Below are 4,154 nucleotides of genomic sequence, written 5' to 3'. Positions count from 1 at the left end.
GTCCAGTTCCGCGGTGCGCTCGCGCACCGCCTCCTCCAGGTGGTCGCGATGGCTGCGCAAGTCCTCGAGTGTCCGCTTGCGTGACGTGATGTCGCTGACCAGCCCGTGGCATCCGGCCGGCCCGCCGCCTTGCTGCCACGCGTTGAGCTGGACCCAGACCGGGCTGCCGTCGGCGCGCGTCAGTTGCAGTTCCATGCCGGCGATCTCGCCGTCGCGTTCGAGTGCGGCGAACAGCGAGGCCGTCTGGTCCGGCGTGAACAGGGGCCGGCGGGCGGGCGGTGCATCGTTCACGGCCGCCATCAGCTCGACGGGCGTGGCGTAGCCCATCAGCCGGGCCAGCGCCGCGTTGGCGTCATGCAGGCTCCCCGACCGGTCCAGGTGAAAGATGCCCTCCAGCGAATTCTCGAAGATCCCCCGGTAGGTCGCCTCGCTGTCGCGCAATTGCCGGGCGGAGTCGCGCAGCCGGTCCGCCATCGCGTTGACGCGCAGGGCCAGCCGGCCCAGTTCGTCGCTCGATTCGACCGCACAGCGCGCGTCCATGTCACCGATGGCGATTCGATCCACCGTCGCCTCCAGGCGTTGGATGGGCGCGCTCACCATGCGCCTGAGCAGCAGGAAGGTCGCTGCATACAGCACGGCCACGATCGCGGCGACCAGCGCGAGAATGGTCCGGCGGGCCGTGGCGATGGCCGCCTCGACCACCGCGCGCGTCAGCACGACACGGACTTCCCCGATCTTCTGCCGGGCACCGCCAGGGGGCGCGTACTCGATCGACTGCACGCGCACGATCGGGTTGACCAGGTCCCGCGACTGGATCCGGGTCACCGCGGACACCGTGCCGTCGCCGACCGTCGTGACGCTGAACTGGGCGACCTCCGGATTGGGGGCCAGCGCCGCGAGCTGGCTGTCGATCGCGGCATGGTCGACGTTCCAGAGGGGGTAGGCCAGCGAGCGGCTGAACAGTTCGGCAATGCGCGCGGCCCGGCCCTCCAGCTCCAGGAACCGACGCTCGCGCTCGCGTTCGATCAGCACATAGGCCGCAGCGAGCGCCACCAGCGCGACCAGGATCGCCAGCGCCAGCATCAGCTTGCTGTGCAAGCTGCCGGCCCGCGGGATCACCCGAAATCGCAACGCCATGTCGGTTGTTGCTCCACCGCGCTTCGCACGACCTCCGGCGCATGAAGCGCTGCCAGCGGAGGACTGAAATGGTGTATACGTTTCGATGTTAAGACAATGCCGAGCGAGCCGACAAGCGAGAGGAGTTCCCGCATGCGAAGAACGACGATCCAGGGCGTTGGCGTGCTGGCACTGCTGGCATCGCTGCTCGTGCCGTCCGGCGCGGCCGGGCAGGCCATCCGGGTGGTGGCTGCCGAGTTCCCGCCGCTGACGACCCAGGCGGGCGGCCAGCCGGGCGGCGTCGTGCTGGAGGTGGTCCGCGAGGCCTGCCGGCGGGCGGGCATTTCACCGGCGTTCAGTTTCCTGCCGTGGCAGCGGGCGCAACTGGAAACCCAGGCCGGGAACGACGTGCTGATCATTCCGTTCACCCGCACGCCCGGGCGCGAAGCGCAGTATCAATGGGTTGCACCGGTGCTGGAGTTCCATACGGTCTTCGTGACCCTCGCCACGCCGCCCTCTTCCATCGAAGAGGCGCGGACGCTGGTCGTGGGCTATGTCCGCGGCACCAGCTTCAAGGACGAGGCGGAACATGCGGCATTGCCGTATGTCGAGGAAACCGACGACGACCTGACGAATGCCCGGAAACTGAAGCTGGGACGCATCGGCGCGTGGATGACGACGGACCTGATGGCGCACGGCGTGTACCGGCAAGCCGGCTTCGACCCCACCGAACTGAAGTACGGCCCCCGCCTGGGGCCGGTCAAGGTGTCCTGGGTCGCCGCATCCCACGGTTTCCCGAAGGAGATCGCCAGGCGGATCGCTGACGCCATCGACCAGATGAGGGCGGACGGCTCCTACCAGGCGATCGTGAAGCGCTACCGATGAAGGGCGGCTACGCCGCCCTCGCGGCGCCGTAGCCGCGCGGAATCGCCCCCAGCAAGCGCTTCGTGTACTCCTGCTGCGGCTGCTCCAGGATCTGCGCGACGCTCGCCTGCTCGACGACCTCGCCGTCCTTCATGACCAGCACCTCGTCGGCCATGAAGCGCACCACCGCCAGGTCATGGCTGATGAAGATGTAGGCGAGGCCCAGCTCGTCCTGCAGGTCCTTCAGCAGGTTCAGCACCTGCGCCTGCACCGACACGTCGAGCGCGCTGACCGCCTCGTCGAGCACCAGCACCTCCGGGTCCAGCGTCAGGCAGCGCGCGATCGCCACGCGCTGGCGCTGGCCGCCGGAGAACTCGTGCGGGTACTTGTGCATCGCGCTGTCGTCCAGCCCGACCTTGTTCAGCAGCGCCCGCGCGCGCTGCTCGCGCTCTGCGCCATCGGCGCCGATGCCGTGGATCGCCATCGGCTCGGTCAGCGTCTGCCCGATCGTGAAGCGCGGGTTCAGCGACGCATACGGGTTCTGGAACACCACCTGGATGCGCCGGCGCATCGGCAGCAGCTCGCGCCGGCTCAGCGCCAGCAGGTCCTGCCCGTCGAACATCACCTTGCCGCCGACCGGCCCGCCGTTCACCTCGTGCAGGCGCAGCAGCGTCAGCCCCATCGTCGTCTTGCCGGATCCCGATTCGCCGACCACGCCCAGCGTGTGCCCGCGCCGCAGCGTGAAGCTCGCGCCCTTCACCGCGCGGAACTCCTTGCGGCCGAACACGCCGCTGCGCAGCCAGAAGCTCTTCGTCAGGTTGCTGGCATCGATCACGATCGGCGCCAGCGCGTCCTTCGGTGCCGGCGGTGCCGCCGCCGCGCGGCCGGCGATGTGGTCGTCGATCACCATCAGCCGCGCACCGCGTTGCGCAAGCGTCGGCCGGCAGGCCAGCAGCGCCTTGGTGTACGGGTCGCGCGGCGCAGCGAAGATCTCCGCCACCGATCCCTGCTCGCGCACCGTGCCCTGGCGCATCACCACCACCTGGTCGGCAATCTCGCCGACCACGCCCAGGTCGTGCGTGATGAACAGCATGCTCATGCGGTGCTGCGTCTTCAGCTTCGCGAGCAGTTCCAGGATCTGGCGCTGGATCGTCACGTYGAGCGCCGTCGTCGGCTCGTCGGCGATCAGCAGCTTCGGCTCGCACGACAGCGCCATCGCGATCATCACGCGCTGCTGCTGTCCGCCCGACAGTTCATGCGGATAGGCCGCCAGCCGCCGCTTCGGCTCCGGCAGGCCCACCTCGACCAGCAGCGCCTCGGCACGCGCCAGCGCCTGCTTGCGCGAGAGCCCCAGGTGGCGCACCAGCGGCTCCACCAGCTGCTGCCCGACGGTGAACACCGGGTTCAGCGAGCTCATCGGATCCTGGAACACGCAGGCGATGTCCTTGCCGCGCAGCGCCTGCAGCTCGGGCAGCGTCGCGGCCAGCAGGTCGCGGCCCAGGAAGCCGATCGCGCCCTGCCGCTCGGCATTGCTCGGCAGCAGGTTCAGGATCGACATCGCGGTCACGCTCTTGCCCGAGCCCGACTCGCCGACCAGCGCCACCGTGGTGTTCTCCGGCACGTCGAAGCTGACGCCGACCGACTGCCCGTCGATCTCACGGCCCACGGCCTGCGTACGCTGCACCACCCCACCCTCGTGGCCCACGCGGAACGACACGCGCAGGTCCTTGATCGTCAACAGGCTCATTCCAGTCCCCGCAGCTTCGGATCCAGCGCATCGCGCAACGCATCGGCGAACAGCGAGAACGCCGTCACGAACACCGCCATGAACGCGGTCGCCGCCACCAGCTGCCACCAGTAGCCGAGGATCAGCTCGCTCTGCGCCTCGGCCAGCATCGTGCCCCACGACACGTCGTCGACACCGACGCCCAGCCCGAGGTACGACAGGATCACCTCGAACTTGATGAAGCCCACCACCAGCAGCGACATGCGCACCAGGATCACGTGGCTGATGTTCGGCAGGATGTGCCGGAACATGCGCGACGCCGCCGACGCACCGATCGCCTCGGCCGAGCGCACGTATTCGCGCACCGAATGCTTCAGGAACTCGGCCCGCACCTGCCGGTACATGCCGGTCCAGCCGACCAGCGCGAGGATGATGGCCACGCTGCCGA

Annotated in this window: 4 protein-coding genes; 1 reads left to right on the top strand and 3 read right to left on the bottom strand. The window is 69.0% G+C overall.

Annotated features, from left to right (window positions below; genetic code table 11):
• On the bottom strand, window positions 1-1,137 hold a 1,137-nt coding region (locus AC1D12_RS26615; RefSeq protein WP_477843997.1), incomplete at its 3' end, for a PAS domain S-box protein.
• 132 nt (window positions 1,138-1,269) lie between these two features.
• On the opposite strand from AC1D12_RS26615, the gene AC1D12_RS26610 reads away from it, so the two are divergent.
• Window positions 1,270-2,001, top strand: a complete 732-nt coding sequence (locus AC1D12_RS26610; protein ID WP_477824636.1) for a substrate-binding periplasmic protein — start codon at window positions 1,270-1,272, stop codon at window positions 1,999-2,001.
• 7 nt (window positions 2,002-2,008) lie between these two features.
• Here AC1D12_RS26610 and AC1D12_RS26605 read toward each other — a convergent pair whose 3' ends face one another.
• Complete coding sequence (locus tag AC1D12_RS26605; RefSeq protein ID WP_477843995.1) at window positions 2,009-3,727, bottom strand: ABC transporter ATP-binding protein; 1,719 nt, start codon at window positions 3,725-3,727, stop codon at window positions 2,009-2,011.
• Window positions 3,724-4,154, bottom strand: a 431-nt coding sequence (locus tag AC1D12_RS26600) for an ABC transporter permease (RefSeq protein WP_477843993.1), incomplete at its 5' end; no start/stop codon positions are given. The genes AC1D12_RS26600 and AC1D12_RS26605, both read right to left, overlap by 4 nt.

This window comes from Rhizobacter sp. P1_G5 (assembly GCF_056405435.1).
The sequence above is the reverse complement of the archived record's forward strand: the minus strand, read 5'-3'. Positions and strand labels throughout refer to the sequence as shown.